Origin of the sequence: Bradyrhizobium barranii subsp. barranii, assembly GCF_017565645.3 — a bacterium.
GTDB lineage: Bacteria > Pseudomonadota > Alphaproteobacteria > Rhizobiales > Xanthobacteraceae > Bradyrhizobium > Bradyrhizobium barranii.
Genome location: NZ_CP086136.1, coordinates 2,544,403 through 2,566,959, shown reverse-complemented (window position 1 = coordinate 2,566,959; position 22,557 = coordinate 2,544,403). Strand labels below are relative to the sequence as shown.

Annotated in this window: 23 protein-coding genes and 1 pseudogene; 7 read left to right on the top strand and 17 right to left on the bottom strand. The window is 60.8% G+C overall.

Features of this window, described 5'->3' with window-relative positions; all coding sequences use genetic code 11:
• Nucleotides 1–102: 102 nt before the first annotated feature.
• Genes J4G43_RS12450 through J4G43_RS12440 form a run of 3 tightly spaced genes read right to left on the bottom strand, consistent with a single transcriptional unit; the run spans nt 103 to nt 2,746 of the window.
• Nucleotides 103–516: a Rieske (2Fe-2S) protein gene (locus tag J4G43_RS12450; RefSeq protein WP_208084973.1), complete on the bottom strand. Its 414-nt coding sequence runs from the start codon at nt 514–516 to the stop codon at nt 103–105.
• Complete coding sequence (locus tag J4G43_RS12445; protein ID WP_208084972.1) at nt 516–1,619, bottom strand: amidohydrolase family protein; 1,104 nt, start codon at nt 1,617–1,619, stop codon at nt 516–518. The genes J4G43_RS12450 and J4G43_RS12445 overlap by 1 nt, the downstream gene beginning before the upstream one ends.
• Nucleotides 1,616–2,746, bottom strand: a complete 1,131-nt coding sequence (locus J4G43_RS12440; protein WP_208084971.1) for an amidohydrolase family protein — start codon at nt 2,744–2,746, stop codon at nt 1,616–1,618. Before J4G43_RS12440 ends, J4G43_RS12445 begins: the two co-directional genes overlap by 4 nt.
• A 144-nt stretch (nt 2,747–2,890) precedes the next feature.
• Here J4G43_RS12440 and J4G43_RS12435 point away from each other — a divergent pair, with 144 nt between their 5' ends.
• A complete protein-coding gene (locus tag J4G43_RS12435; protein WP_085403308.1) occupies nt 2,891–3,394 on the top strand; it encodes a MarR family transcriptional regulator in 504 nt (167 codons plus the stop codon).
• A gap of 242 nt (nt 3,395–3,636) precedes the next feature.
• Here the strand turns inward: J4G43_RS12435 and J4G43_RS55925 are convergent, their stop codons facing one another.
• Entirely contained in the window at nt 3,637–4,038 is a 402-nt protein-coding gene (locus J4G43_RS55925) for an Arm DNA-binding domain-containing protein (RefSeq protein ID WP_408581442.1), read from the bottom strand.
• Between the two features lie 688 nt (nt 4,039–4,726).
• Between J4G43_RS55925 and J4G43_RS55595 the strand changes: the two genes are divergently transcribed.
• The 4 genes from J4G43_RS55595 to J4G43_RS12420 all read left to right on the top strand — a co-directional run bounded on the left by J4G43_RS55595 (nt 4,727) and on the right by J4G43_RS12420 (nt 7,938).
• Nucleotides 4,727–5,206 carry a fructose 1,6-bisphosphatase gene (locus J4G43_RS55595; RefSeq protein WP_321576324.1) on the top strand — a complete coding sequence of 160 codons (480 nt, stop codon included), beginning with the start codon at nt 4,727–4,729 and terminating at the stop codon, nt 5,204–5,206.
• On the top strand, nt 5,116–5,871 hold the full coding sequence (locus tag J4G43_RS12430; RefSeq protein ID WP_321576323.1) for a fructose 1,6-bisphosphatase: 756 nt from the start codon (nt 5,116–5,118) through the stop codon (nt 5,869–5,871). The genes J4G43_RS55595 and J4G43_RS12430 overlap by 91 nt, the downstream gene beginning before the upstream one ends.
• 50 nt (nt 5,872–5,921) lie before the next feature.
• Complete coding sequence (locus tag J4G43_RS12425; protein WP_208084970.1) at nt 5,922–7,109, top strand: 6-phosphofructokinase; 1,188 nt, start codon at nt 5,922–5,924, stop codon at nt 7,107–7,109.
• A 97-nt stretch (nt 7,110–7,206) separates the two neighbouring features.
• A complete protein-coding gene (locus J4G43_RS12420) occupies nt 7,207–7,938 on the top strand; it encodes a protein-L-isoaspartate(D-aspartate) O-methyltransferase (RefSeq protein WP_084795290.1) in 732 nt (243 codons plus the stop codon).
• A gap of 836 nt (nt 7,939–8,774) precedes the next feature.
• On the opposite strand, the gene J4G43_RS12415 is transcribed toward J4G43_RS12420, so the two are convergent.
• Entirely contained in the window at nt 8,775–8,984 is a 210-nt protein-coding gene (locus tag J4G43_RS12415) for a cold-shock protein (protein WP_038945713.1), read from the bottom strand.
• 311 nt (nt 8,985–9,295) lie between these two features.
• On the opposite strand from J4G43_RS12415, the gene J4G43_RS12410 reads away from it, so the two are divergent.
• On the top strand, nt 9,296–9,508 hold the full coding sequence (locus J4G43_RS12410) for a hypothetical protein (RefSeq protein ID WP_063985301.1): 213 nt from the start codon (nt 9,296–9,298) through the stop codon (nt 9,506–9,508).
• Between the two features lie 203 nt (nt 9,509–9,711).
• Here the strand turns inward: J4G43_RS12410 and J4G43_RS12405 are convergent, their stop codons facing one another.
• Together J4G43_RS12405 and J4G43_RS12400 are read right to left on the bottom strand one after the other, a co-directional pair.
• Complete coding sequence (locus J4G43_RS12405) at nt 9,712–12,495, bottom strand: UPF0182 family membrane protein (protein ID WP_208084969.1); 2,784 nt, start codon at nt 12,493–12,495, stop codon at nt 9,712–9,714.
• 130 nt (nt 12,496–12,625) lie between these two features.
• Nucleotides 12,626–12,769 (bottom strand): annotated as a pseudogene (locus tag J4G43_RS12400) (SUMF1/EgtB/PvdO family nonheme iron enzyme); the annotation flags it as partial.
• Between the two features lie 305 nt (nt 12,770–13,074).
• Between J4G43_RS12400 and J4G43_RS55290 the strand changes: the two are divergent.
• A complete protein-coding gene (locus J4G43_RS55290) occupies nt 13,075–13,197 on the top strand; it encodes a hypothetical protein (protein WP_256376430.1) in 123 nt (40 codons plus the stop codon).
• Nucleotides 13,198–13,232: 35 nt separating this feature from the next.
• On the opposite strand, the gene J4G43_RS12395 is transcribed toward J4G43_RS55290, so the two are convergent.
• The 10 genes from J4G43_RS12395 to J4G43_RS12350 form a co-directional block, all read right to left on the bottom strand.
• The gene (locus tag J4G43_RS12395) at nt 13,233–14,237 is read right to left on the bottom strand and encodes a formate dehydrogenase subunit gamma (RefSeq protein WP_208084968.1); all 1,005 of its coding nucleotides are present in this window, start codon (nt 14,235–14,237) and stop codon (nt 13,233–13,235) included.
• 42 nt (nt 14,238–14,279) lie between these two features.
• The gene (gene fdh3B, locus J4G43_RS12390; protein ID WP_063985305.1) at nt 14,280–14,876 is read right to left on the bottom strand and encodes a formate dehydrogenase FDH3 subunit beta; all 597 of its coding nucleotides are present in this window, start codon (nt 14,874–14,876) and stop codon (nt 14,280–14,282) included.
• Nucleotides 14,877–14,888: 12 nt separating this feature from the next.
• Nucleotides 14,889–17,837 carry a formate dehydrogenase subunit alpha gene (locus tag J4G43_RS12385; protein WP_208084967.1) on the bottom strand — a complete coding sequence of 983 codons (2,949 nt, stop codon included), beginning with the start codon at nt 17,835–17,837 and terminating at the stop codon, nt 14,889–14,891.
• A gap of 12 nt (nt 17,838–17,849) precedes the next feature.
• On the bottom strand, nt 17,850–18,059 hold the full coding sequence (locus tag J4G43_RS12380) for a twin-arginine translocation signal domain-containing protein (protein ID WP_208084966.1): 210 nt from the start codon (nt 18,057–18,059) through the stop codon (nt 17,850–17,852).
• 28 nt (nt 18,060–18,087) lie between these two features.
• The gene (locus tag J4G43_RS12375) at nt 18,088–18,867 is read right to left on the bottom strand and encodes a molecular chaperone TorD family protein (protein WP_063985308.1); all 780 of its coding nucleotides are present in this window, start codon (nt 18,865–18,867) and stop codon (nt 18,088–18,090) included.
• Between the two features lie 119 nt (nt 18,868–18,986).
• Complete coding sequence (locus J4G43_RS12370; protein WP_208084965.1) at nt 18,987–19,640, bottom strand: DUF3306 domain-containing protein; 654 nt, start codon at nt 19,638–19,640, stop codon at nt 18,987–18,989.
• Complete coding sequence (locus tag J4G43_RS12365) at nt 19,637–20,152, bottom strand: DUF3305 domain-containing protein (RefSeq protein ID WP_071916335.1); 516 nt, start codon at nt 20,150–20,152, stop codon at nt 19,637–19,639. The genes J4G43_RS12370 and J4G43_RS12365 overlap by 4 nt, the downstream gene beginning before the upstream one ends.
• Nucleotides 20,149–21,156 (bottom strand): DUF6352 family protein, encoded by a 1,008-nt coding sequence (locus J4G43_RS12360; protein ID WP_208084964.1) that lies wholly within the window; start codon nt 21,154–21,156, stop codon nt 20,149–20,151. Before J4G43_RS12360 ends, J4G43_RS12365 begins: the two co-directional genes overlap by 4 nt.
• Nucleotides 21,153–21,692 (bottom strand): DUF6505 family protein, encoded by a 540-nt coding sequence (locus tag J4G43_RS12355; RefSeq protein WP_063985312.1) that lies wholly within the window; start codon nt 21,690–21,692, stop codon nt 21,153–21,155. The genes J4G43_RS12360 and J4G43_RS12355 overlap by 4 nt, the downstream gene beginning before the upstream one ends.
• Nucleotides 21,689–22,375: a biotin/lipoate--protein ligase family protein gene (locus J4G43_RS12350; RefSeq protein WP_249814770.1), complete on the bottom strand. Its 687-nt coding sequence runs from the start codon at nt 22,373–22,375 to the stop codon at nt 21,689–21,691. Before J4G43_RS12350 ends, J4G43_RS12355 begins: the two co-directional genes overlap by 4 nt.
• Between the last annotated feature and the right edge of the window lie 182 nt (nt 22,376–22,557).

The following is a 22,557-nucleotide window of genomic DNA, read 5'->3' as shown; positions in this document are numbered from 1 at the left end:
TCAACAGACCCACGAAACAGGCGACAGCCGCCGACATTCCTAGCTTGAACAACACTTACTCCTCCCAATGCGCTTTTATTTGCTTAATTGATTCACTGGTCTTCAGACTTCCAAGACAACGTATTGCTTGTCGATCGTGACCTGAAACGTTTCGGCGCGCAGCTCGCCTTCGATCAGCGCGCCTCCGGGCTCGACTTTCAGATCATAGCTTCGGACCTTGGTGCGATCCGGCTCGCACCATGACCGACCGGTTCGCAGATCGAATTCCCAGCCATGCCACGGGCAGCGCAACAACTCACCACGACGGCTGTATTGATAGTCACCGGGCCCCGTCGCCTCGACGAGCCCGACGATGCGCCCTTTGCACAAGGACGCCCCCTCATGCGGGCAACGATTGCCGACGGCGAAATACTCGCCCCCGACATTGAAGATGCCGATCTCGCGTCCATTGACCTGGACCAGCAGGCGCTGGTCCAGCGGGATCTGATCCACGGTCGCAACCACATGCCGGGCCATCAGTCCAACCTGTAGAACTTGCGCGCATTCTCGTAGAGAAGCTGCTCGCGTTGGGCCTTCGTGAGGTTGGCGCGAAACGCGTAGCGCGGATCGTCGAAATCCCAATGCGGGTAGTCGGTGGAAAACAGCAGCCGGTCCCATCCGATCCTGTCGAACAGATCGATCAATTCGGCTGACGTCGCCGGCTCTTCCATCGGCTGCGTGCTGAACCACACCTGCTCGCGCACGTATTCCGACGGCGGCTTCTTCACGTGGGGAACCTCGCTCCGAAGGCGTGCCCAGTGCTTGTCCATGCGCGCATTGAGCGACGGCACCCAGCCCAACCCGCCCTCCATGATCACGACGCGCAACTCCGGAAAGCGCTCCAGGACGCCTTCAAACACGAGACTGGCCACGACCGCCTGCATGGTCTGGGCGACCGAGTGATGTTCCTCCATGTAATAGGATGTCCATCCGCCGCCGGTCGACGGATGGCCGTTGGTGCCACCGACATGAATCGTGATCGGCAGATTGTTGCGCACTGCCGCCTCATAGATCGGCCAGTAGCGCCGGCGTCCGAGCGGCTCGTCCGTTTTGGGCAGGATCAGGATTTGGGTAAAGTTGGGATCCCCTCCCCTGGCATCGATCTCGGCGACGGAGGCAACCGTGTCCTCCTGGGCGATCAGCACCGAGGCCCTCAAACGCGGCTCCTGCTTCACCCAGCGTTCGACCTGCCAGGTATTCATCGCGCGGGTCAATGCGACGCCAAGGTCGAGATTTCTCTGACTGCCCGGATTCCAGCGCAGGGGTATCAACATGCCCACCTCGATCCCGTTCGGATCGAGGTGCTGCTTCTTCATCAGTTCAAGGCTCGATCCCGGCGGCCCGCCCTCCTCCGGATAGGCATCGATCCGCGCAGCGTCGGGCGACATGCGCGGATGCGACAGTGCCTCGGAGAAGGCGTGGCGCAGGTGGCTGCCGTAGACCGTGAGATGCTCGATCCATTGCCTTTCCAGATAGGGATGCACCTCGGTCCAGGAGGTCATCGCCGGATGGATGTCGCAATCGATCACTCTCAGCTTGTAGTTCGAGGCCCGTGGCCGCTCGAGTTCAACGGTGCTCATGGCACAACCTCCATGATCTGATCGGCCTTGGCCAATCGCGAGTAAGTCGCAAGCGCATTTTCACTGGCGATCTTGCGGAAGAGCGTATCGGAGAGCCCGCCGGACAGGACCGCGTCCCCGTCGAAATGCCAATGCGGATAGTCCGTCGAGAACAGGAACAGTTCGTCCGACTTGATGTGATCGGCGAGCCGCATGATGGCCTCACCCTCGTCCGCCGCATCGACCGGCTGCACCGTGAAACGCACATTGTTGCGGATGATCTCCGACGGCGTGCGCGTGACCCACGGAACTTCGGCTCGCACGCCTTTCCATGTCTTGTCGGCGCGCCAGATGAACCCGCTCAGCCACGTCAACCCGGATTCGATTGCAACGACCTTGAGCCCGGGGAACTTCGCGAACACGCCCTCCGATATCAGGCTTTGAAGCTGGCTCTCGAATGCGGCGGATTGCGCCACATAGTCCTCGACATAGTATGACGGCCACCCGACGGCGGTAGGCGCATATCGATAGGCGCTTCCTGCGTGAATTCCGATCGTCAGGCCGAGGCGCTCGGCGCGTTCGTAGATGGGCCAGAGATGTCGCCGGCCTAGCGTCGTTTCACCGGACACCAGCATGAGCACCTGCACGAACCGGAAGTCGTCGGCGCGGCGGTCGATTTCCGCCACGGCGAGTTCCGCGTTGTGCGACGGGATCACGATCGAGGCGCGGAGGCGCGGATCTCGATTGAGCCAGTGATCCCTGATCCAGTCGTTGGTCGCTCGGCAGAACGCTGCCGCCATATCCTCACTGTGAAGGACCTGCGCGCCGTAGAGACAGTTTAGAATTCCATAACGCGGTCGAAGCCGATCGAGCACATGGTCTTGCATCGCTTCGAGCGAGGAGCCCGCCTTCGCACCACCCGGGAGAAGCCAGTCCGGACGACAGGATAGTGGCGAGTTCTGCGGGTAGCTGGTCAGGCTCAGATTGAGACGGTCGAGCGCGCGGACGGAGACCATCTCGCGCCAATAATCGTCCAGATAGGGCAGGAGGACGCCCATCCCGGGCACAGCCGGATGAAGGTCGCAATCGATTGCGCCGGCATACGTCCTCGCCTGATCAAGACCGGCGACCAAGCCGTTTCCTTCCATGTCACTCTCGCCACTTTTTTCTTGGAATTGGGAGATTGGGCTCTATGTTGATATGTCAATAAATGTTTTGTCAAGAAATTTGATCTGGATCAATGCACTGCAAAATGCGGGACTTGGAACGAAGTCCATTGGAGATCTTCGAAAATGCCGGCGACCAAGAAATTCGAGAGGGAGAAAGCTTCGGACGAACGTTCCCGGAATGCCGGAATGCTGGCCCGTGAACATGTGGCCGTGCTGGTGTCGACCCTCGGCATGCGCCTCAACAGAGGCGCGACTGCGTATTACCGCGCGGCCTGGAACATCGGCATCGTGGAATGGCGTCTTCTCATGACGCTCAAGAGCATCGAATCCCTCAATGTCAGTGAACTTTCCGACGCTGCCGACGTCGACAAGGCTGCAGCAAGTCGCAGTCTCGCCATCCTGGCGGATCGAGGGCTGATCTCGATCGAGCAGACTCGCTCCCGTGGCAGAGCCGCTATCGCCAAGCTTACCCGCGAAGGTAGAGATTTCGCCACGAGAATGGCCGAAGCCTCGCGTAAGCGCGAGGCTCGGCTATTCAAAGATTTCCCAATCGCCGACAAAAAACAATTGTCGCAACTTTTACTTCAGCTTTCTAATGCCTTGGATCATGCTGATTGGGAGCACTAACGGATCACACAGCAGCGGAAGGATCAAGTGAGCTACGATGCTCAAGTCCAACCCGCAGAACGTTTCTCGATAGGATGTCCCCGTCTCACTCACGGCACGCGCGACGCTCTTGCCCTCCTTAGGGAGACGGCCGGCGGTTTCGGATCGCTCCCAAGGTCCTGCTAGGTGGTGCATTGTTCTGAAAGTTGTAGCCGTCTCTCGCTTTTCAAACCCGGATCGCCCGCAACAATTCGTAGACGTGGCTAGGCTTGATCTCGGGGGTCGTGAGTTTCCAATTGCCGGGTAAGCGTACAGTTTGAGCGACGACGGCCATTGACCGCGATGCTTCGTGCTCCAGATCGACCAGTGCTCGCGCGCCGCTCGCTTCTCCACACGATGTCGACGCCGGGGGCGCTGCGATCGCCTTTGACACGAAGACGCGCTGCGTCGCGGACAAGCCGCGCGTCCTTTAGCGACACGTCCTTGAGCGATCCTAGACCGAGCCAGCGCGGCTTACCTTCTTTCCAGTACCGGTAGCACCAGTTCTTGCACTCGCAATGACGAGGTAGAGACCGTCGCCGTTGTTGTTGCTGGCTGAGAAGATGATGACGGCACTGCGAAAATGCGAATAACTTCCGTCGGTCACTTTTGAGGCGCTGTGTGATAGGCCAAGCGGCAAGTCAAAGTCTTGGCACTGGCCTGTTTCCGGCGACAGTGGCCTAGTTTGAAATGACAACGTGGCCCGTTTTGTTCTGGGCCGACCATACGGTGTATTCACGGGCGGAACACGCCGTCATGGATTGCCGAACTTTCCCGATCTTGGCACGATCTGCAATAGACGCCGCATTCTGACGGGCAATATCATTTCCCGTTTCAGGACTATGGAGGGCGGGCGCACTCCGCGGGCTAGCTCTTAGTCCGTATTCCTGACCGCCTCAGCTAGGATGGCGTAAAGCTGGCGCTTGCTGAGCTCTTTGGGCTGCCGCTTCTCCAGTGGTTTCGACACCTTCTTACCTACAGTGCGGGGACAAGCGGCGGAAAATGCCGCTCTCTTCCGGTCTACCCCTGTAAACGGAAATCGTCAGACTGCACCGGCATGTATCACGCGGGCCAAAACCGGACTCTTGCACCGCAGAAAATGATGGCGCATGATCCACTTATCCTATCGGTTCTGGGATGATCCTTAAGGTGGTTGAACATCTCGGGAAGCGGATGAGCCCGAATTTTTCGAGCAGGAAGGGCATCTGCGGAACCTAACGTAACATCAGACGTTCTTCCGGCGTATGAGCAGCGCCGTCGCCCCGGCGCAGCCTGCGCAGAGGCGTCGCGCTGTGCTGGTCGGAGAGAAAGCTCATGAGACTCACTCTTTCGGTCATCAAGGCTGACGTTGGCTCAGTCGGCGGGCATACGAAACCATCTTCACGCATGATGGCAGCTGTCGAGGGCGAGGTCGCGAAGGCGATCTGCAAAGGTCTGTTGATCGACGGTTTTGTCTGCCACACCGGCGACGACATTGCGATCATCATGACGCACACTCGGGGCGAGGGGAGCTCCGAGATCCATCAACTCGCCTGGAAGGCGTTTCTTGCGGCCACTTCGGTTGCAAGGACTTCCGGTCTCTACGGCGCCGGCCAGGATCTTCTCGCAGACGCACCTTCCGGAAACATTCGCGGTGCCGGCCCGGGCGTCGCCTGCTCAGCTTCGACCACAGCCTCTCGGGGCCGAGACCCGCGGAATCATTCATGGTGTTCGCCGCCGACAAATGCGGCCCCGGCGCCTATAACCTGCCGCTCTACCTCGCCTTCGCTGATCCCATGTATTGCGCCGGGCTGATGCTACCCCCGATGATCAAGGGATTCCGTTTCCATGTCATCGACATGGACCACACGGCGGGCGACAGCGTGATCGAACTCGATGCGCCCGAGGACAACTACCACATGGCCGCGCTGCTCCGCGACAACGAGCGCTTTGGCATTGATCGCATCGTTTCTCAAACATATGGCGAGGTTGCCGTCGCCGTGTCGGCGCAACGTCTTCACGCAATCGCAGGCAAGTACACCGGCAAGGACGATCCGGTCGCAATCATCAGAAACCAGGGAATTTTCCCGGCGCCCGAGGAGATTATCTCGCCCTTCGCCAAGGCACACTTCGTGGGCGGCGATGCGCGCGGCTCGCATGTGATGCCGCTGATGCCCGTGCCGCTCAATACACCGGTCACTGGCATGTACTGCCTGCCGATCGTTTCTTGCGCTGGCTTTTCGGTCGACAAGGACGGCCGCTTTTCCGAGTCCTATACCGATTTCTTCGACAACCCGGCGTGGGACGAGGTGCGCCGGCGCGCGCAACGCAAGGCAATCGAGATGCGCAGCCAGGGCTGGTCCGGCGCTGCGATGCTGCCCTATTCTGAGCTGGAATATGGCGGCTTCCGCGACACCGTATCCGCACTCGTGAAGCGATTTCGGCTGCGTGAGGAGCGCAAGCCGGAAGCAGCCGAGTAGCGAAGCTGCGCTGTGCATTATTACGACCTGCCAATGCTGGGAGGTTTGGCTTGGCGAAAAGACGCATCGGCATTCTCACGGGCGGCGGCGACGTCGCCGGCCTCAACGCAGTCATCAAGAGCGTGACTTATCGCGGCAGTGAGAACGACATCGAGGTCGTCGGTCTCCGCCGTGGTTGGGAGGCCCTCACACACTTGAACCTCGAGGACCCGACCAGCAGGTCTCACTACGTCATCCCGCTCAACCGTGAAAACACTCGCACTATCGACCGGCGCGGCGGCACCGTGCTGCACTCGAGCCGCATCAATCCGTCCAAAATACAAAAGCTGCCCGATCATCTCGTCGGCAGGGACGTTCCAGTCTCCCCGAGTACCAAGGACGGCATCGTAACCAAGACCTGGGACCTCACCGGCCAGGTGCTGGCGAACCTTTCGGGGCTCGGAATCGAACACCTGATCGCCATCGGCGGCGACGACACGCTCAGTTATGCGGCCAAGCTCAACGAACTCGGCGTCAAGATCATCGCCATCCCGAAGACGATGGACAACGACGTCCGCAACACCGAGTACTGCATCGGCTTCTCGACCGCGATCACCCGCGCCAGCGATGCCATCCAGCGACAGCGCACCACTGTCGGCTCGCATGAGCGAATTGGCATTTTTCGCGTCTTTGGCCGCGATGCTGGATTCACAGCGCTCTACGCCGCGTATGCGACCTCGATACGATGCGTCATACCGGAGTACAAGGTCAACCTCGACAAACTGATCCAGCTGCTCCTCGAGGAGAAGCGAGCGAACCCAAGCAACTACGCGCTGATCGTGCTCAGCGAGGGTGCCGAGTGGGAGGGCTTCAACCTGCAGGAATACGGCGAGCCTGACGCCTACGGTCACCGCAAGAAGGCCAACGTGGCGGAATCGCTTGCCGACGAGATCAAGCGGCGCGCCGGCGAGGAGACGATCACCTCCGACCTCACCTACGACCTGCGATCGGGCGATCCGGACTTCATCGACAAGCTTGTGGCCCTGACTTTCGGCAACATGGCCTACGATGCCATCCTGGAAGGCAAGACCGGCCTCATGTCGGCGCTGGTAGAGGGCTGCTACGACCTCGTGCCCATCCCTGACGCCAAGCTCGGCCCGCGCAAATTGGACGTCGCCAGCAGCTACAACACGGAGCGCTATCGCCCCATCTACGGCAACAAGCAGGGGTTGCCGATCTTTCTCAACCGCGCGTCATAGATAGATGGTGACCCAAAGCGCCGGCATGACTGGTTGCTGCGGGTGCGTCGCAACCGGCCTTGTCGCCGCCGCGCCACCGAGATCGGGGAGACGGCTCATGAGGACCTTGCTGCTGCTCGTGCTTTCTATGGTGACCGTCGTGCGCGAAGTGACCGCACAGGACGCGCAATGCGTCCTCGAACGCGCCGCCATGGTCGAAACCATCCGGTCCTACGCCCGGTCCCACGTCAGTGTTTTGGGACAGCAGGGGCTGTCGGGGAGAGTCCTTGAGGCCATGGGGCAAACACAACGCCATCTGTTCATCCCTGAGCGATCTTGCTCCATCGCATACGCAGACATGCCGCTTCCGATCGGCGCCGGCCAGACCATATCGCAGCCATTCATCGTGGCCTTGATGACTCAGCTGGCTTACGTCGCGCCCGATGATGTTGTGCTCGAAGTCGGTACGGGTTCGGGCTATCAGGCTGCCATCCTTGCGCACCTGGCGCGAAAGGTCTGCACCATCGAGATCATCCCGCAGTTGGCCGCAGCCGCAGCCAAAACGCTCAAGGACCTCGCGTATGACAATGTGAGCGTTCGGCTTGGCGACGGCTATGCTGGCTGGCCCGATTGCGGTCCTTTTGAAGCAATCATCGTCACCGCAGCGCTCGGGCACGTACCGGCGCCGCTGATTGAGCAGCTCAAATTGGGTGGCCGGCTGGTGATGCCGGTGGGACCTGCCTACACCACTCAGCAGCTCACGGTGGTGGAAAAAACCGGCCCGGGCAAGACAACAACGCGCGCCGCCAGCCTCGTGCGGTTTGTACCCTTTACGCGCTCACCAGATTAAAAACCAATCGACGTTTAATTCTTGAGCAGCACTTGCGCAGTCGCCTCGCTGGCTGGAGCCTTGCGGAAAGCGCCAGCTGTTCGAACCTGTCGGCTTCGGGTCAAAATCCGCATTGACCGCCGCGAAGTCCAACTTCCGCTCTGCCCCTGTTAACGGACATCGTCAGACGGTCAGTCGGGTCCGCCACCAGTTGCAACTCAAAAAGACCCGCGCGCGAAGGGGAACCGAATGCGCTAGGTCGCATTTCTAGACGTACAGGCACACTTGCTACGTCAAGCTGACCCTTTCACGACAACTTCCGAAAGGATGGCGACCATGCCACGGGTGAAGCAAGCTGCGAAGCACGCACGCGCAACCAAAGCCGCCGCCGTGACGGCACTCGGTACGGCCGGACTGGGTCTCTCGCTGGCGGGGAGCGCATCCGCGCACACGATACCCACTGCTCATATCCCGCATTCTGACAACATCTCGCCCAATCAGCGCTTCGTTCTTGGCGAAGAGGAAATGGCCGACGTCAGTCTCGCCACGTTCTATCTCTTCGATAAGGAAAATGCTGGAAGCGACGTGCAGCTAGCCGCCGTTGTTGTTCGCCGAGGTTGCGGTGGTTGCCGTGGCTGCCGTGGTTGCCGAGCTGTGCGTGGTTGCGGTGGCTGCGGGGGTTGCGGCGGCTGCTGCGCACGCTGGGGACGGTGCCGCTGGTGCTAAGTTCCACGACCTAGCGGATGAACGATAAAACTTAACGAACAATCGTGCGGCATCTCCGCCGCAGGTCGGCGATGATATCCCCCTGTAGCCTGCTTCTCAGTACATCCGTGAAACCGAAGCGTCGACCGATGTTATAGGGTCTTCAGATTTTCAGCGCTCGTCTTTCCGCGCCTCGGATCGGTCTTCTCCTCGAAGGAGACCTTCTGCCCTTCGGCTAGTCCATGAAGGCCCGCACGCTCGACGGCGCTAATGTGAACAAATACATCCGGCCCACCATTGTCCGGCTGAATAAAGCCAAAGCCCTTCTGGCCGTTGAACCACTTCACGACACCCGTTGCCATTATCCGTCTCCAACAATACCCACGAAAGGGTTCGTTACCCACAATCCGTGTGAGCAAATTCGATCCAGCGATGTCTTGGAAAGGCCCCCTCGGGGCGCGGCCATCAAGTCATTCAATAGGTCGAACCCCTTCACCATACCACCGGTGGCATGGGTTGCCACGGGAATGAGATGAGAGGGCGCCGCGGCTGGCCTCGGGTTCCGCGGCCTTCTCGAAGGGACTGTTCACGGCCCGCAAAACCTTGATTGCAATCAGCGGGCCGGCGGGCTTCTCTGTGCGGCGCACGCGCCCCAAATGCTGTAAGGAACACAATGCCCTACATCTTCTCGATCAACGACGACGTTCATCATCAAGCCCAGCGACCGCAGGGCCGCGCCGACAATGGCGAACGGACCGTCTACACTATTGTTGCATGCCTCCCGATTGAGGCGGACGGACGCATTCGATACCGCATCAAAAGCAAAACCGAGAATTTCGAGCGTGTTGTAACTGAAGATGAACTCAGTCAGTGGCTACAGCAGTAGGCGCGACAGTGGGCCTGTCGGTTGGTTCACAGAGGAGATCCAGCTCGACCTGCTTGCGGTCCACCTCGCGTCTCAGCGGCATTCGTACCGCGAGTGCAAACACCGCCTGTATCGGATCAAGCTCAAGGCCTCTCTTCGTTGCGTGTTCAGCCCGAACTATGCAGCCCCTGTGTTCTCCAATGAGCGCCAAAGGAGCCGCGACGCTAGTGGCCCGTGGCGTGCCGGTTCATTTCCTCCAGAAGCTCGCGCATTGCGTCGAACTGCGTGCCAAAGCCTTTCCAGTCGCCGGACTTCAATCGTTCAACGGCATGATTGTAGCGGTCGAGCGCCTCCCGTGCCTGACTTGCCGACGGGCGTGCGACAGGCATTTCCTCCTTCGTGCTCGAGACCGGCTGCACCGCGCCAGGCTCGATAAACAGTGCTGACAAGGCCTCGTCGAGCGTCTCCTTCATCACCACATGTTCACCATAGGCTGCGATCACGCGTTTCAGCTCCGGCAGGTGTCCGTGCTCCGCTCGCAAATAGAGCGGCGTTACGTAGAGGATCGAGTTCTCGATTGGGATCACAAGCAGGTTCGCACCGCGTATCACCCGCGAGCCCATCTGATTCCACAGCGTGATCTGCTGCGATATATCGGTGCTCTGATTGATCCGCGCTTCGATCTGGAACGGCCCGTAGACGAGCTTCTCCTTGGGAAACTCGTAGACAATCAGCTTGCCGTAGTCGGGTGCGTCGCAACGCGCGGCGAGCCACGCGATCATATTGTCGCGGCGGCTTGGCACCATGGGAAGCATGAGGAAAAACTCGGCCTGCGGCTCGCCGGGCAGTCGCATGATGATGTAATATGGGGCCATCGTCGCAATGCCGCCGCCGCCCGGCTGGCGCGGGAACTGCCAGAGATCCTCGCGGTTATAGAAAACGTCAGCGGCCTCCATGTGATAGCTCTGATAGAGCTGCGCCTGAATCAGGAACAGGTCCTCCGGATAGCGAATGTGCCTCTGCATATCCGCCGGCATGGCCGAGAATGGCTTGAACAGGCTCGGAAAGATACGCCGATAGGTCGCTGCAATCGGATCGCCGGTCTCCATCAGGTAAAAGTCGACGGTCCCGTTATAGGCATCGACGATGACCTTCACTGAATTGCGAATGTAGTTGATATCCTCGTCTTGCGCCGGCTGCGCGGAGGGAAAGTAGGAACTCACCGTGTAGGCGTCCTGCATCCAGAACATCCGCCCATTGCTGATGACCAGATAAGGATCGTGATCGAGCCTGAGGAACGGGGCGATCGTTCGTACTCTTTCCCCGATATTGCGCCGGATCATGATACGGCTGTCGGTCGTGATGTAACTTGAGAGCAGTAGGTTCGGGTCGTTGAAGTAGTAAGCGAACAGGCCTCTCCACACCATCGCTCCTATCGGAACGCCGCCCGTACCGTCATAAGCCGCGTAGACATTGTCCTTTCCCTTCGGATAGTCGAACTCCGGCGTGCTCCCCTTGACGATGACGTAGTTGTCGCTCCGTTCGCCGTAGTAGAGGCGCGGCTCGTGGATTTTGGGGCCTCCATCCGCAACCGGAGGGATATCCCGCAAATAGAGCAGCGGTAGCCCCTCGGTGCTTTTGCGCGTGACCGGGCTCATCACCGCGCCATTGCCGTGAGTAAACAGCACGTGGCGGTTGACCCATGTCTGGGCATTCGGCGGCAGCAGGGAGGGCTGCAATTCGCGAGCCGAGAGCATTACGCTTTGGTAGGAGCCATCGAGCCAGTAGCGATCAACATCAAGATCATGGAATTTGTAGTAAGTGCGGATCTCTTGCAGCTGCGCGTAGGTGTCCGACAAGGGCAGCCAGTCCCACAGCCTGATATTGTCGATTGTCGCCTTGTTGGCGTCGAGCGTCTTGAAGCTAAGCTTCTGTTCCGCCGCAAACGGCTTGGCTGCGATCTGATCGAGATTGTAAGCCTGCCGGGTGAGCGCAATGTTGCGTTCGATATAGGGCCTTTCCAGCTCCAATTCGCTTGGTTTGACGAAGAACTCCCGGAACAGCACGGGAATCACGCTGGCCAGCACGAAAGACCCGATCACGACAAGCAGGAACGCGGCGGCTGGAAGCCGGTAGGTGCGCACTCGCAAATTTGCCCACGTGGCGAACGCCGCGATGACCGAAAGTCCGATCATCAACCACAAGGCCGGGAGCCTCACGTGGACATCGGTGTAGCTTGCGCCGACGACCACACCGTTGTCGCCGTAAAGCAGCAGATAGCGATCAAGACCATAGGACCAGGCCTTCACCGCAAAGAAAAGACCGAGCAGCACCGAGCCGTGGGCAATCGCCATCGACGACATTGATCGATGATGAAGGTCGTATTCGATATCGCCGTGCACCCAGTAGATCGCCGCGGCGAAAAGCGCGCTCAGAACGAGCGCGAGCATCATCCAGTTTTTGATGAGGATATAGGCGGGCAGCGAGAAGAGATAGAAGCCGATGTCCTTGTTGTAGAGCGGATCGTCTGCGCCATATGGCACCTGATAGACAAACCGCAGGAAGACACCCCAGTTGCCGACTTCTGCGGCGGCGACGAGCAGAGCAAGCAAAGCTGCCCCACCTACGGTCAACCGGGACCATGGCAGTCGACCGCGTAAAAGCGCAAGCAAATCTGGCGGCGCGTTGACCGCGAAGTTCCACACCGAAGCGGTGACAAGCTGTGTCGACCGCCGTCGGGCAAAGCGCAGGGCGAACCATCCGTTCACCCAAAGGATGATGGCGGTTCCGGTCCAGACCGCAAGAAAGATGACGGTTTTCGCACCGATTGTCGTCCAAAAAACCTGCGGAGAATTGATCGAGGAAAACCACAGCCAGTCGACGAGGAGGTCGGTCGCGAGCCAGAGCAGGATCAGGCAAACCCCAATGACAGCGGCCGCAATAGTGAGCCCGACCACGGCACTCTGCCTTGGTACCTTCCGTTCGGGTCCGGTGATCCCGATCGTCATGGCTTGATCATAGCGGAAATGAGGGACGCCCGCCGCTCGATTTCGCGGTCGGAATAGCGCCTCAAGGCGGGGGCACGGGTGCTCGAACCTGGGTCGCCAGGATCGCGAAACAGCGCAAAGTGGCGAGGTCCGCCGCGAATTCCCATTCGGCCTCGGTCGGAAGTTCCTTGCCTGCCCACTTGGCAAAAGCCTCGGCGTCGTTGAACGCCACATGCACGACCGGGTGCTCGTCCAGCCCGCGGATCGAGCTGCCCGGTCCGTAAGGCCGCCGCCAGCAGAAAATTTGTCATAATTCAAAGGCACGCGATGTGCCGATCATCGGCGCGACCTAAATGATCTGCGGACAGTTTCTTCCTGACGGCTCTGCAATTGCGCCAAGGAGTCGCGATGATTGCCTATGTTGTTTCGTCAAACTACTGCTCGACAGCTGACTATGGTCTCTCCGTTCTTGTGGTAGATTCGGCGGCGCTATCGTGCCAACCGGCCAACCAACGATCGGATTTTGGTACGTGCTGATTCAGTTGTCCGCAGGTTGCTCGCTCATATAAACTACCCCCCGATCTCCTGCGGAGCCTTGCCATGAAAGCCTTCTTGCTCGCCTGCGCAGCCGCAATTGTGATCGCGGCGGCCGGTTTTGTCGTCCTTGACCAGATCCAGGAACCCGTCCAACAAGCGTTTGCGACGACGGGCGTGCGGCTCTGACCAAGCGCCTGGCACATTTATGGGCCGCGCGATCCCTACTCCGCCGCGGTGGCCGCCGGCCGGGGCCGTGCATTCGCTTCGGCGCGCGCATTCTGCTCTTCAAGCCAGAGCCCATGGTGCTCCTTGGCCCAGTTGACATCGACAGTGCCGCTGCCCATTGCCTCGAACGCGCCTTCCATACCGATCGTCCCGATATAGATGTGCGCCAGCATCGCCGCGATGAAGAGCATCGCCACGATGGAGTGAACGATCTGCGCGAACTGCATCCCTTCGATACCTGACAGATAGAACGGGAACATCAGCACATATCCGGTGGCCGCCACCAGGCCTCCGCCGATGACCACGATCCAATAGATCGCCTTCTGGCCGGCGTTGAAACGATAGGCCGGTGGATGATCGTGACCCACCATACCGCCACGGCGCTTGATCCAATCGACATCCGCCTTGTTCGGGACGTTGCCAGCGATCCACATCAGGAAGATCAGCACGACTCCGATGGTGAACGGAAAGCTGAGGTAGTTGTGCGCGTACTTCGCCCACTGCGACCATTCGGAAAACGCCTCGTGGCCAATCAGCGGCAGGAGCAACGGACGGCCGAACGTGATGTTCAATCCGGAAATCGCCAGAACGACAAAGCAGGTCGCAGTCATCCAATGCACGAAACGCTCGAATAAGGAAAAGCGCACGATTGTGCGGCCGGATCGTCCGCTTTCCAGACGGACCATGCCGCGCGTCAAATAGAAGATCACGAGAACCGCCAGCATGCCGAGGATGGCAACCCCGCCAATCCAACGTAGCGCCACGTTGCGGAATTCACGCCACTCGCGGCCAGCCGGCTGCATGAGCACGCTGGAGCGCTGGTCGGGAATGCTGACGCGCCCCTGGATCCGGTCCGTTTCCTGGAGCAGCTGCCGCTCGCTAACCGAGCTCGCTGTCGGATTGACCTGCTGGGCCGGTGACGGTGCCGGCGCCGCAATGATCAACAGAAGCAATGCCCACGCGCCGATGGTGACTGGAATGAACCTTCCGGATGACGACATGAACTCCTCCTCGGCATCTACGCCGCGTGGCCGCGGCCTGCTTCAGGACTCGATCGTCTCGCGATAGGCGGTTTTCCAGCCCCATGCGCCCGAGCCGTAGCCGCGCTTCAGTACGCGCTCTCTGTAGATCTGGGCGATGATCTCGCCATCGCCGGCGAGCAGCGATTTTGTCGAGCACATCTCGGCGCAGAGCGGCAGCTTGCCTTCGGCAAGCCGGTTCGCGCCGTATTTCTCGTATTCTTCCTTGCTGCCGTCGGCTTCGGGACCGCCGGCGCAATAGGTGCATTTGTCCATCTTGCCGCGGGAGCCGAAATTGCCGACCTTCGGATATTGCGGCGCGCCGAACGGACAGGCGTAGAAGCAATAGCCGCAGCCGATGCAGAGGTCCTTGGAGTGCAGCACCACGCCGTCGGCGGTGGTGTAGAAGCAGTTCACCGGACACACCGCAGCGCAGGGCGCATCGGTGCAGTGCATGCAGGCCATCGAGACCGAGCGTTCGCCCGGCTTGCCGTCATTGATGGTGACGACACGACGCCGGTTGATGCCCCAGGGGACCTCGTGCTCGTTCTTGCAGGCCGTCACGCAGGCGTTGCACTCGATGCAACGGTCGGCGTCGCAGAGAAATTTCATCCGTGCCATCGTCGTTGCTCCTTATGCCGCCGCGATCTGGCAGAGAGTGACTTTCGTCTCCTGCATGTTCGTCGCGGGATCATACCCGTAGGTGGTGATCGTGTTCGCGCTTTCGCCTAGCACGATCGGATCGGTGCCCTTGGGGTAGTTGCTGCGAAGATCCTTGCCTGCGAGCCAACCGCCGAAGTGGAAAGGCATCCAGGCAACGCCCTTGCCGACACGCTCGGTGACGAGCGCCTTCATCCTGGCCCTCGAATTGTTCTCTGCGCCCGTGACCCAGACCCAGCCACCGTCCGTGACGCCGCGCTCGGCGGCATCGGCTGGATTGATCTCGATGAACATGTCCTGCTGCAATTCGGCGAGCCAAGGGTTGGTGCGCGTCTCCTCGCCGCCGCCCTCATATTCGACCAGACGGCCGGACGACAGGATGAGCGGAAATTGCTTCGCGATCCCCTTCTCGACCGCCGCCTTTTGCACCGAGAAGCCGATATTGGGCACCCGGAACTGCTCGGCGTCGGGCAACGTCGGATATTTCGCGACCAGGTCGACGCGCGGCGTGTAGATCGGCTCCCGGTGTACCGGAATGGGGTCGGGCAAGCCGAACGCATTCATCCGCGCCTTGCCGTTGCCATAGGGCACGCAACCATGCATGAGCGCGACACGCTGGATTCCGCCCGACAGGTCGAGCGACCACGACACCACGTCTGGCTTGGCCGGGTTGATCTTGTTGATAACAGCCATTTCGGCTTCCGTGAGCTCCGTGTCCCAGCCGAGCTTCTTCAGGCTCGCCAGCGTGAATTCCGGATAGCCGTCCTCGATCGCCGAACCCTTCGAGTACGAGCCGTCCGCGAGCAGGCTGACCTTGCGCGTGGTGCCGTCGGGCAGCTTCTCTTCGCGCTCGACGCCAAAGCGCGGACGGAACGTGCCGCCACCGTCCATCACGTGCAGATTGGTGTTGTAGAGCAGCGGCGTGCCCGGATGCTTGACTTCAGGTGATCCCCAGCACGGCCAAGGCAGACCGTAATAGTCGCCGCCGACCTCGGGATCGTCCTTGGGCGCCCGCATCGTCAGCATGTCGAACTTCGCCTGGTTCTTCATATGCGCCTTGAGGCGCTCGGGCGATTGCCCGCAATATCCCGTCGACCAGCTGCCGCGGTTCATCTCACGCAGCACATCCTCCGCCTCGGGCAGATTGTTCTCGACCTTGATGTTCTTGAACATCTTGTCGGCGAAGCCGAACTTCTTCGCCAGGAGATAGATGATCTCGAGGTCGTCCTTCGATTCGAAGATCGGCTTCACGACCTGCTCGCCCCATTGCAACGAGCGGTTCGAGGCAACGCGCGAACCCTTGCACTCGAATTGCGTGGCAACCGGGAGAATGTAGACTCCATCCTTGCGTCCCGCCTCGACCGAGAGCGAGGCCCAGGTCGTCGGATGCGGGTCGGCGATGACGAGCAGCTCGAGCGCCTTCAGGCCATTAAGGGATTCAGGAATGCGGGTGATGCTGTTGCTGGCGTGCCCCTGCACGAACACGGCCCGCACATTGTCCCTCTGCGCGATCCGATCTTTCGGCAGCGTCACCGCTTCGAACCAGCGGGTCAGCGGGATGCCGGGCGTTTCCATGATCTGCTTGGAGTCGAAGCGCGACTTCAGGAACTCATGGTCGACTTCCCAAACCCGCGACCAGTGCTTCCACGCGCCTTCGGCGAGCCCGTAGTAGAACGGCAGCGTGACGATATCGAGCCCGACATCGGTCGCGCCTTGCACGTTGTCATGGCCACGGAAGATGTTGGCGCCCATGCCCGCTCCGCCGACATTGCCGGTCATCAGCAGTGCGATGCAACTGGCCCGCACGTTGGCGGTGCCAACGGTCTTCTGGGTCTGGCCCATGGCCCAGATCAGCGTTGCCGGCTTCTCGGTAGCAAACATCTTGGCGACGCGCTTGAGCTGCTCGCTGGGAATGCCGGTGACACGCTCGACTTCTGCCGGATTCCACTTCTCCACTTCTTTCCGGAGATCATCGAATCCATAGACCCGCTGTCGGATGAACTCCTTGTCTTCCCACCCGTTCTGGAGGATGTGCCACATCATGCCGTACAGCACCGGGATGTCGGTGCCCGGCCGCATCCGAACATATTCGGTCGCGTGTGCCGCGGTTCGCGTCAGGCGCGGGTCGATGACGACAAAGTTGGCCTTTTGAAGCTCCTTGCCCTCAAGCAGATGCTGCAACGATACAGGGTGCGCCTCGGCTGGATTGCCGCCCATGATGACCTGGGTCTTGGCATTGCGGATATCGTTGAAGCTGTTGGTCATCGCGCCGTAGCCCCAGGTGTTGGCCACGCCGGTAACGGTCGTTGAATGGCAGATGCGCGCCTGATGATCCGTGTTGTTGGTTCCCCAGAACGCGCCAAGCTTGCGGAACAGATAGGCGCCTTCGTTCGTCATTTTGGCCGAGCCGAGCCAATAGATGGAATCGGGCCCAGATTTCTCGCGGACTTCCAGGAGCTTGTCGCCGATCTCGTTGATCGCCGTATCCCAGGAGACACGCGTCCACTGCCCGCCCACAAGCTTCATCGGATAGCGCAGCCGCCGCTCGCTGTGCACGAGCTCGCGCACCGAAGCGCCCTTGGCACAATGTGATCCGCGATTGATCGGGGACTCCCAGCTCGGCTCCTGGCCGATCCACACCCCGTTCAGCACCTCCGCCGTCACGGTGCATCCAACCGAACAATGCGTGCAGACGCTCTTGCGAACGGTTGCTCCCGATGTGAGGGGACCTGCCACTGCTGCTTTCCCCTTGCGGATGCCGCCGACCGGCAGGGTGCTCACTGCGGCGAGAGCGCCGCCACCAAGGCCGGACCGGAGCAGGAAGGTGCGGCGGTCGAGACCATTGGTTTGCCCGGACAAACCTCCCGCGATTGATCCGCGTGAAGCGGATTCGGAACGCTGTTGTGTTCTCCTGATCAGCACGGCCGCCTCCTCTCAACCCGGATAGCGATTGACACGGTAGTACGCCTTCACATGATCGGTCTCCTTGTAGCGCGCCTTGCGTTTCTCATCGTCGGTCTCGCTGTCCGCCTGAGCAGGCGTGATCAAGGGCGTTGCCAGCGTCGCGCCCGCACCGACCGTGCCGATGCCGACCTTGCGAAGGAAATCGCGGCGTCCGACTGTCGTTCTCTGCTCGTCCTTCATCGCATCTCTCCTGGACCAGCGGCGCTGGTCAGTTGACGAACGTGAAAGCCTCGGATTCGATTTCCAGAAAATTTCGTCCAAGTGTTCCGACCGACCGGTAGAATTTGGCGTTTTCCGCCTTCTCCATGTCGGCAAACAAACGTCCCATCCAGCGGGACACATGCTTCTCGAAGAATGTGCGCTGTGCTTCCGTTGGCACCGGAAAGCGTGCCACCGCAAGGCCCGCCATGATCTCGCACAGCGTCGCCGCGTGATCCTCGGGCTCAAAATTGCTCTCGACCCGCTCAATGCCGAGCGCGGCGAGATCGTCGCGCAGACGCGACAGCGGACGCTCGTGGAGAAAGCCCGTCAAGTAATAGGATGCGTAAGGCAGCAACTCGCCGCGCCCCAGACCGACGAAGAGGTCAAAATATTCGCGCTCGACCTCGGATACGGCCGCTACCGATGCAGCTTCTGCAAGGGTTGCGTGGGCGCGTCCAAGCGGCGTCGCATCGCCATGCAGTTGCGCGATCTGCTCGAGCAATGCGGCCGACGGCGCGGACGAGAGCAAGGTTGCAAGCAGCGCGTATTCCTGCGCGCGCGCGGCATCGGTCGGATCAACCGCGTCGTCCGGCGCGGCCGGCTCGCTATAGAGATCGGGACGAAGCACTTTGCGCGACACACCCGTTGCGCCTTCGACCGCAATCACACGTTGCGCGGGCACCCTGTTCCAGTTCGACACCGAGGGCTGGGCAATACCGATTTTTCGGGCAAGCTCGGCAACGCCGCCCGCCGCATCGATGGCTCGTTCAAGGCCCGCATCGCGCATGCCGACCTCCCATCCAGGGGGCCAAGCGCTTGATTGCGTTTGCGTAACAAAGACTAGCCGCGTGTCCGGGAGCGGTCAATTGATAGCCATAGCCTGAGGCTATCGCATTTAGTCGCAGTCTACCGGGGCAACGCCCCGCCATGGGTGCGGCGCCGAAGGGGAGTCTCTTCACTCGCAGCTACGGGTTGCGATGCAGTAGAATTCGACGGCAATTCCGCGGCTGCGAACTCGCCGAGTGGTCGAGGTTCCGTGATCGCCTTCACCGGATTTGATGATTGCTCGAAACCGGCCTCCGCGGGAGCCGATCGCGCGGCGTCTTCAGCAGCCTCGCGCGGATTGGGGAGGCCCTCGGCGGCCTCTACCACGCCCCCGACGACGCGGCGGACGAGAGCGTCAATTTGCTCGGCCGAATAGTCCAGCGGACCGAAGCCAGCCATGGCGTTCGGGTCGTTGAAGTCCCAGGCGTTTTCCGCCAACCCCACGAAATCGCGGATGGTGGGATCGGCGCTCCAGGCGCGACGGAGCGCCGCCCGGCTCAACTCCTGCGGAATGCCTTTGCGCAGGAAAGCCCTGATGTCGGTGGCAGCATCGATCGATTCAATCGGGGGCAAGTTCGACAGCTCCGTCTCCGGGGGAGCCGGCTCTGCCGTGGCCCGGTTGGACAGCGCCGGCCCATGCGCCTCAGCGGCTTCTTCAGGGGCTGGTTCAGCGTGACCGGCCTTCGCCTCTAGCTTGCGGCGCGCCCAGCGCGCCAGGAATTGCTCGTCGCTCATTCGTGCTCACCGTCGTGGTGACGCCGCGCAAGCGCCTCAGGATCGGCGCGGCGTCGCTCGCGCTTGACGAATTCCCTCTCGACGTGGTGCTCGGCGATGAAATTTTCAATCGCCTTATGCAGTATCTCAGGCATTGGCACCGCTTCGACCAGATTGGCACCCGCTTCCGTGAATGCCTCGCCTTCCGCTGGATCTGCGGTGACGGCCGAAACGGCATAGGGCCAGGCGCCCTCGGAGGGAGTCAATACGATCCAGATGCGGGGAGCGCCCGTGGCAAGATTGTCGCGGTAGCGCTCGGTTTCCGAGCGATAGAGATCGACCATGGCGTTCCCGGCATAAAAGAGCGTCAATCCCTCCTGCGCCCGTAGGACAGTCCACGGCATCATCTCCGACTCATCCGGCAAGACGCCGATGCCGCGCCAGACAAAATCAATCCATGGGGAATCCGCCTTGCGGCGCTCGACGACAACGCCGACCGGAATGCGCAACAATGGCAGCGCGCCGGGGCTCACGTTGCAGCCTCCAGGTGCTTGATCGGCAACCCCGTCAACAGATTCTGCGGCTTCATCTGCACCAGCTGATCGGAGGTCGTTGCAAGGATCAGGTAGACCGGCTCGCGCCCGACCGCATCAACGACCAGGTTGGAATCTGGAAAAGCGAGCCGGAACAGCGCCAGCACACGGCTTGCGGTGCGGTCGTCCAGCGCCTCTCCATGCCAAAGCTGGTCGCCCATCCGGGTGGCTTCAGCATCGAGCCCAACATACCAGGTGAGCTTCGCATCGCGCAGGGCGGTGAGCGGCTCAATTCCGACGGCAAATCCAAGCAAATGAGTAATCCAGCGCCCCATGGCCTCTGCCAGCGCAGCGGGGCCCCGCGTTCCGCCGGTGAAATCGAGCGCAAGATCGAACTGATCGCTGCGCTGCCAGTAGCTGTCGGCATTCCCCTCGCTGAGGACGTCGACCTCCGCGCCGGTTGTTGCCCCCAACATGGACATCAGCGACAACACGGGCGTTTGGCTTGGCCCGCCAATGATTTCCTCGTCGCCCAACAGCAGCAAGTGTTCGTGCCGCACGATACGCTGCGGCCGGAAGAACAGTTCGGCCGCGCGCAGCACGAACGGGTCCTCGCAGCCGTCAAGCGCATTTCGCAGGATCACGTGAACAAGGTGGTTCACAAACAGCGGCGGCAGGTTGACGTGACGTGAGCGAACCAATGCAAGGTAGGCCGCTTCCAACGTGGGTTCACGCAGCAGAAGCTTCCGAAATGCCAGTACGAATTGCCAGTTCTCCCGCGCATCTGCATCGGCGATCGCAGCTACCTCCTCCGCAGCGACTGCTCGGCCCGGGTCAGCGAGCAGCTCCTGGTGCAACCTGCGTTCGACCGCGCAAGCGTCGTCCGGCGGCATCAACTCGGGGCGCACGAAGTAGGCCTTCAGGAACTCATCCGTGACCACGAGCCCGCCGCTCGCATTGTGATCGAGCAGATGGTGGCCGCAGGCGATCCAGAAATCCCTCATCGGCGCGACGGCTCCTCGCTCATATTCGCAAGATTGAGATCCTTGTCGGGCTCGGTGTCGTCCTCCACTTCCATGAACGAGAACGCCTTGCCGTGACGCTGGCCCTCGCGCAGTTGCAATCTGCGGAATGACTCGCGGACCTCGCCATTGCTCGCCGAGCGGTGGACCGCGATCAGCGCGCTGATGGGATGCGTGCAGAGTGATTGCGCAAAGGCGACTTCCTCTTCAGCGGCAAGGCGCGCGGTTGCAAGGTCCGGCGCCCCGAACCGTTCGACCAGTTGTTTCGCAAGGAGCTCCACCAACGTCCGGCGATCGCCTTCAGTCGCGGGGACGATTTGCACCAGTGTCGACCAGCCCCAGGATTGCACGCCGAGGAAACCGCTTCGAAACGCCGAACGGTCCTTGCCGCTCAGCTTCGCTGCATCCCGATTACAAAAGCGGAAGGCGCCCGACACCGCCCAATCGCCGGGCTGCGCCGGCACGTCGAACACGAACGTGTCGGATGGATCGAGCGCGATGGTGCGCAAGAGCTTCACAGACGCGGTCCTCCGAGTATTGAATCGAACCATGACGGCGATAGCAAGCCCTTCTTCAGGTCGTGCCGATCGGTCCTGTTTGTCCCAATCCGGCGAGCAATAAGGTCACCGTTGTCAGCGATCACATATGTGGTTTGCCGCGCACGCGGCAACCGACTTAGAAACTCGCGTGCGATGCCGTCGAATCCATAGGCTTGCCAGGCGTCGAGAGCGCGCATCAGATGCCGCACAAAGCTCTCCGTCACCTGAATCGCGCCGGCCTCACCAAAACCCTCCTGATCCAGGGCGGAAGCGAGCGGATAAACGCCGGCTTCCCTGTCGCTCATCGCAACCGTCCGGATCATGGCACCGAACACCAGCCAGCGCGGCGACTCGTCCTCCTTTGCGGACGAAGGCCAGCCGAGCCGCCCGCCACCAACGAGGCCGCCGTCAACACGGATCGCGTCCGGCCAGTCGATCGCAATCTCCTTGTTCGGCGGCGCATACGCGCGCAAGGCGTCGGTCAGCGCCACCATCCCCGCATAGAAAGCGCGGCGCGCGGTACGCAAGGGCTCGCCAGGTTCAAGGACGACTGCGAACTCGGCAAGATCGAACCGCCCCACGTAGGTCAGCGTACCTGCCCCACTCTCTTCGGCGATATGCATGGCATGGGCGAAAGAGTCACGACTTTCGCGCAGCCTCACCAGCGTGAATGGCGGAGGCAGATTGATTGGCTCCGTGACCGATGAGTGCCCAGGGGCTGTCGGTTTCAGGCGGACCTCCAGCTTTCTTTTCTTCTCTCGTGAGAATAACTTAATCGACCAGGAGGGGCGACGCGAGTCCGCTCGCCGTCGTTCCCGGACCTCTTCAGGAGGTGAAGGGCTGC

Bases quoted from the DNA above. Each gene is read 5' to 3' on its own strand.
- J4G43_RS12375 (WP_063985308.1), bottom strand. From the start codon at position 18,867: ATGCGCGATGCGGGCCTTGAACGAGCCATCGATGCGGCGGGCGGCGTT.
- fdh3B (WP_063985305.1), bottom strand. From the start codon at position 14,876: ATGGCACGGATGAAATTTCTCTGCGACGCCGACCGTTGCATCGAGTGC.
- J4G43_RS12450 (WP_208084973.1), bottom strand. From the start codon at position 516: ATGGCCCGGCATGTGGTTGCGACCGTGGATCAGATCCCGCTGGACCAG.
- J4G43_RS12405 (WP_208084969.1), bottom strand. From the start codon at position 12,495: ATGACGATCGGGATCACCGGACCCGAACGGAAGGTACCAAGGCAGAGT.
- J4G43_RS12370 (WP_208084965.1), bottom strand. From the start codon at position 19,640: ATGAGCGACGAGCAATTCCTGGCGCGCTGGGCGCGCCGCAAGCTAGAG.
- J4G43_RS12445 (WP_208084972.1), bottom strand. From the start codon at position 1,619: ATGAGCACCGTTGAACTCGAGCGGCCACGGGCCTCGAACTACAAGCTG.
- J4G43_RS12430 (WP_321576323.1), top strand. From the start codon at position 5,116: ATGGTGTTCGCCGCCGACAAATGCGGCCCCGGCGCCTATAACCTGCCG.
- J4G43_RS55290 (WP_256376430.1), top strand. From the start codon at position 13,075: ATGAAAGCCTTCTTGCTCGCCTGCGCAGCCGCAATTGTGATCGCGGCG.
- J4G43_RS12415 (WP_038945713.1), bottom strand. From the start codon at position 8,984: ATGGCAACGGGTGTCGTGAAGTGGTTCAACGGCCAGAAGGGCTTTGGC.
- J4G43_RS12380 (WP_208084966.1), bottom strand. From the start codon at position 18,059: ATGAAGGACGAGCAGAGAACGACAGTCGGACGCCGCGATTTCCTTCGC.
- J4G43_RS12435 (WP_085403308.1), top strand. From the start codon at position 2,891: ATGCCGGCGACCAAGAAATTCGAGAGGGAGAAAGCTTCGGACGAACGT.
- J4G43_RS12440 (WP_208084971.1), bottom strand. From the start codon at position 2,746: ATGGAAGGAAACGGCTTGGTCGCCGGTCTTGATCAGGCGAGGACGTAT.
- J4G43_RS12360 (WP_208084964.1), bottom strand. From the start codon at position 21,156: ATGAGGGATTTCTGGATCGCCTGCGGCCACCATCTGCTCGATCACAAT.
- J4G43_RS12420 (WP_084795290.1), top strand. From the start codon at position 7,207: ATGAGGACCTTGCTGCTGCTCGTGCTTTCTATGGTGACCGTCGTGCGC.
- J4G43_RS12410 (WP_063985301.1), top strand. From the start codon at position 9,296: ATGCCCTACATCTTCTCGATCAACGACGACGTTCATCATCAAGCCCAG.
- J4G43_RS12395 (WP_208084968.1), bottom strand. From the start codon at position 14,237: ATGTCGTCATCCGGAAGGTTCATTCCAGTCACCATCGGCGCGTGGGCA.
- J4G43_RS55595 (WP_321576324.1), top strand. From the start codon at position 4,727: ATGAGACTCACTCTTTCGGTCATCAAGGCTGACGTTGGCTCAGTCGGC.